The sequence below is a fragment of the Chromobacterium vaccinii genome, from assembly GCF_000971335.1.
GTDB classification, from domain to species: Bacteria; Pseudomonadota; Gammaproteobacteria; order Burkholderiales; family Chromobacteriaceae; genus Chromobacterium; species Chromobacterium vaccinii.
The window spans coordinates 1-3,638 of record NZ_JZJL01000107.1 but is presented as its reverse complement, the minus strand read 5'-3'; the positions used below and the strand labels follow the sequence as shown (position 1 = coordinate 3,638).

8 protein-coding genes are annotated in these 3,638 nt (G+C 68.8%); all 8 read left to right on the top strand.

All coding sequences use genetic code 11. The features are described from left to right. On the top strand, positions 1 to 685 hold a 685-nt coding region (gene sctD, locus VL52_RS22740), incomplete at its 5' end, for a type III secretion system inner membrane ring subunit SctD (protein ID WP_046159181.1). A 13-nt stretch (positions 686 to 698) separates the two neighbouring features. Further along, positions 699 to 938: an EscE/YscE/SsaE family type III secretion system needle protein co-chaperone gene (locus VL52_RS22735; RefSeq protein WP_046159180.1), complete on the top strand. Its 240-nt coding sequence runs from the start codon at positions 699 to 701 to the stop codon at positions 936 to 938. A gap of 66 nt (positions 939 to 1,004) precedes the next feature. Next, positions 1,005 to 1,724: an AraC family transcriptional regulator gene (locus VL52_RS22730; RefSeq protein WP_046159179.1), complete on the top strand. Its 720-nt coding sequence runs from the start codon at positions 1,005 to 1,007 to the stop codon at positions 1,722 to 1,724. 15 nt (positions 1,725 to 1,739) lie between these two features. Continuing rightward, positions 1,740 to 1,958 (top strand): type III secretion system needle filament subunit SctF, encoded by a 219-nt coding sequence (gene sctF / locus VL52_RS22725; protein ID WP_021478894.1) that lies wholly within the window; start codon positions 1,740 to 1,742, stop codon positions 1,956 to 1,958. Between the two features lie 5 nt (positions 1,959 to 1,963). Beyond that, entirely contained in the window at positions 1,964 to 2,233 is a 270-nt protein-coding gene (locus VL52_RS22720; protein WP_052729484.1) for an EscG/YscG/SsaH family type III secretion system needle protein co-chaperone, read from the top strand. Then, entirely contained in the window at positions 2,230 to 2,481 is a 252-nt protein-coding gene (sctI, locus tag VL52_RS22715; RefSeq protein ID WP_046159177.1) for a type III secretion system inner rod subunit SctI, read from the top strand. The genes VL52_RS22720 and sctI overlap by 4 nt, the downstream gene beginning before the upstream one ends. Further along, positions 2,478 to 3,179: a type III secretion system inner membrane ring lipoprotein SctJ gene (gene sctJ, locus VL52_RS22710; RefSeq protein ID WP_046159176.1), complete on the top strand. Its 702-nt coding sequence runs from the start codon at positions 2,478 to 2,480 to the stop codon at positions 3,177 to 3,179. Before sctI ends, sctJ begins: the two co-directional genes overlap by 4 nt. Then, on the top strand, positions 3,176 to 3,638 hold a 463-nt coding region (locus tag VL52_RS22705), incomplete at its 3' end, for a type III secretion system domain-containing protein (RefSeq protein WP_046159175.1). The genes sctJ and VL52_RS22705, both read left to right, overlap by 4 nt.

The window sequence follows — 3,638 nt, the reverse complement described above, 5'->3', positions numbered from 1 at the left end:
CGGGCGCTGCCGCAGCAGCGAGAAGCTGTCCGCGCTGACCGCCAGGCTGCGCGCCGCCGGCGTGCGCCTGCGCCAGGAGACTGTGTGCGACGACGAATTGCGGCGCTCGGTGCGCGCGCTGCTGGGCAGCTACGGCTATCCGGACGTCACGGTGTCGCTGGACGCGCAGGGGCGGGCGGATATCGATGGCCAGGTGGAGAGCGACGCCCGTTTCGCCGAGCTTTCCGCCGCGCTGGATCAATTGCCGGGCCTGCAGGGCTGGCGCTTCACCGATCGCGGCGCCGACGCCCTGGCGGCGCTGCTGGCCCGCTTGCGGCAGGCCGGGCTGCTGTCCGGCCTCAGCGCGGCCAGAACCGAGCAGGGCTGGGTCTTGTCCGGGCAGCTGGACGCCGCGCGCCAGGCCGCTTTGGACGCGCTGCTGGCGCGGTTCAACGCCGAAGCCGGCAAGAGCGGGCGCTTCCGCTTCATCAGCGCCACCAGCACCGCCCAGCCGGCCGACTACCTGCCCGCCGCCATCTCCGGGGTGGGCGGCAACGCCCGGGAGCCCTATCTGGAGCTGGCCAACGGCATGCGCTTGCAGCCCGGCAGCCCGCTCAAGCGGAGCATGCGCATCGTCGCGATCACGCCGGCCGGCGTCTCCATCGCCGGCAACCGACAACTGGTGTTCCTGCCCTTGCACGGCTGAACGGAGAGTTTCCATGCATACCTTGACCGAACTTGAAGACACATTGGCGGCGGACCCGAACGGCCGCGATCTGGGACGGATGCTGGCCGCGCTGGCCGCTGAGGCCGCCGATCTGGGACTGAGGCAGCGCCAGCCGCAAAGCGCCGCCGCCTACGCCAAGCTGGAGCGCCAGCGGCTGGCCTGCCTGGCGGCGATGCGGGTGGTCGACACCGTCTGGCATAGACGGCATCGCGCGGCCGCCCAACTCAGGTGATGACCTGATGGAGCCGGTTGGAACCCGGCGCGATGATGGCCACATGGTGAACAAAAGGAGCGCGCGATGACTTGTCTGCACATCATCCTGACAACGGAAGACGACATGGTACGCGTTGCCGGGCAAAGCTATCCGGTTCTCGGCCCCAGCCTGTTGCTGATGGCCGGAACGGGGACGCCGGAGCTGTCCGCGACGGGACGGGCCTACCCCGTTTCCGCCATGGAGCTGCAACTGGTTTACCGCGACATGCAGCAGCTGCTGCCGGGCGGGGGGCGCGGCGCGATGCTGGACATTCCCCGCAACATCCCCGCCGAAGAAGGCGTGCTGCGCGCGGCGGGGCAACTGGCCGAGGCCGACCGCTGCGCGATGCTGCGCTTCGTGCTGTCGTATTGCCTGGCGGTGGACGGCGAATACTGCGCGGCCCTGCTGCGCTATCTGGTGGCCGCCGACCTGGACCTGTTCGATTTCATCCACCGCCACCGGCTGCAGCCGTGGCCGGTGGCCCGCTACGCCGACGCGCTGGGGCTGCCGCTGCGCAAGTTCAACCAGCTGTTCAAGGAAAAGTACGGCGTGTCCGCCAAGCACTGGCTGCTGGCGCAGCGGCTGGAATACGCGAGGGGCTTGCTGGAAACCACCACCAAGAAAGTGATCGACGTGGCGCTGGAGTCGGGCTTCGGCAACCCGGCGCACTTTTCCGACAGCTTCCGCCGCCATTTCCGCATGTCGCCCAGCGACGTCAGGCGGGAGGCGCCGACCGTACCGCTCGCGGCGTCGCTGTTGTTTTGAGCCAAGGAGCCTTTCATGAACATCGATTCCATCGTCTCCCAGATCGGCGGACAGATATCGCAGGCGGCCAACAACGCGGAGGCCGCCATGAACAGCGATGTGCAGAACAACCCGGAAAGCATGCTCAAGTCGCAGTACGCGCTGCAGCAGTACTCGGTGATGATCGGCTACGAAAGCTCGGTGATGAAGGCGGTCAAGGACATGATGATGGGCATCATCTCCAAGATCGGATGAAAAGCATGAGCGCAGAACTTCCCATTTCCCGCCTGGTGATCGAGGCCGGCTTCGCCGCCGTCAACCATGGCCTGCGGGCCGAGATGCACGACATCCTGGCCGCCTTGCCCGACTGGCTGGACGAGCCCGCCCAGCTGGCGCGCTGCGAGGCCGTGCTGTTGTTCGGCCTGGGCCGCCGCCGGGCCGCCGCCGCCCGGCTGGCCGCCTTGCCGGATGACGATTGCACCCCCTTGCGCGCCTTGCTGAACGCGACTTCTTCGGAGGAAAAATCATGAGCATAGAAGCCATCTCCCACGCCCTCGCCGCCCTCGCTCCGCTGGGGCAGAGCGAGGCGCCGGTCCCCGACGCCTCTTCCCAGCAGCGTTTCGCGGCCTTGCTGGACAGCCAGAAGGCGGCCGATTCGCCGGATGCGCTGTTCGCCGCCCAGAGTGCGCTCAGCGAGCTCACCGTCGGCTCCGAGCTGACCGCCAAAGTGGCGGGCTCGCTGACCCAGTCGATCAACAAGCTGGTCAGCATGCAATGAAAATCGCGCCTTGGGTCCTGCTGCTGAGCGTCTTGCTGCTGGCCGGCTGCAAGAGCGAGCTCTACAGCAAGCTGGACGAGAGCGAGGCCAACCAGATGCTGGCGCTGCTGATGTACAACCACATCCCCGCCGACAAAGAGACGGCCAAGGACGGCGTGACGCTGAAGGTGGAGCGCGACCGCTTCGTCGACGCGGTGGAAGTGCTGCGCCAGAACGGCCTGCCGCGGCGCAAGACGGTGACCATGCAGGACCTGTTTCCCAGCGGCCAGCTGGTGTCGTCGCCGGAGCAGGAGGAAGCCAAGCTCAGCTATCTGAAGAGCCAGCAGCTGGAAAAGATGCTGTCCAGCATGGATGGCGTGGTCGCCGCCGAGGTGTCGGTGGCCGAACCGCGCGCCGTGGATGGCGAGGCGCCGCCGCCGGCGTCGGCCGCGGTGTTCATCAAATACAGCCCGGAGGTCAACCTGGCAGCGCGCGAGCCGGAAATCCGCGCGCTGGTGAGGGACGGCATTCCCGGCCTGGCCGCCGATCGCATCAGCATCACCCTGCAGCGGGCGGAATATCGCTACCAGCCCGCGGCAGAGCCCAAGACGCAAGCCATTCCCTGGCTGCCCATCGCCGCTGGAGGGGGCACTCTGTTGCTGGGCGGCCTGTGCATCGCCGCGCTGTGGTGGCGTCGCCGGCCGGAGGCCGTCGGATGAGCCCGGCCTTGCGGCGGCTGCACGCGCTGTGGCGGCGGCCGGGCCGGGAAATGGCCGAGGGCTGGTGGGACAAGCTGGGCCTGGCCGGCTGGCGGTCCGCCTATGCCGCCCAGACGCTGACGCGACCGGCGCTGGATAGCCTGATCGCCAGCCGACTGGGCCATGCGGGCGGCGCGCCCGAGCCGTCGCCATTGGCGGAGGCGTTGCTGGAGGACGACATGCGCCGCGAGGCGCTGTGCGCGGCGCTGGGCCTGTGGGCCTTGCGCTGTCCCGATTATCTGCTGTTGAAACCTTACCGCGAGGCGCTGTCGCCTGTGCTGGACACGCGCGCGCAAACGCAGTTGCAAGCGCTGCTGCCCAGGGGCGCAGCCGCCGCGGAGCTGGCGCCGGCCGAGCTGCCGGACGCCGCCCGCGCGCTGGGCGCCGCCTGGCTGGCGGACGCGGCCGAACCGTCGCTGC

Coding starts and splice junctions, on each gene's coding strand:
- VL52_RS22735 (WP_046159180.1), top strand. CDS start 699: ATGCATACCTTGACCGAACTTGAAGACACATTGGCGGCGGACCCGAAC.
- VL52_RS22730 (WP_046159179.1), top strand. CDS start 1,005: ATGACTTGTCTGCACATCATCCTGACAACGGAAGACGACATGGTACGC.
- sctF (WP_021478894.1), top strand. CDS start 1,740: ATGAACATCGATTCCATCGTCTCCCAGATCGGCGGACAGATATCGCAG.
- VL52_RS22720 (WP_052729484.1), top strand. CDS start 1,964: ATGAGCGCAGAACTTCCCATTTCCCGCCTGGTGATCGAGGCCGGCTTC.
- sctI (WP_046159177.1), top strand. CDS start 2,230: ATGAGCATAGAAGCCATCTCCCACGCCCTCGCCGCCCTCGCTCCGCTG.
- sctJ (WP_046159176.1), top strand. CDS start 2,478: ATGAAAATCGCGCCTTGGGTCCTGCTGCTGAGCGTCTTGCTGCTGGCC.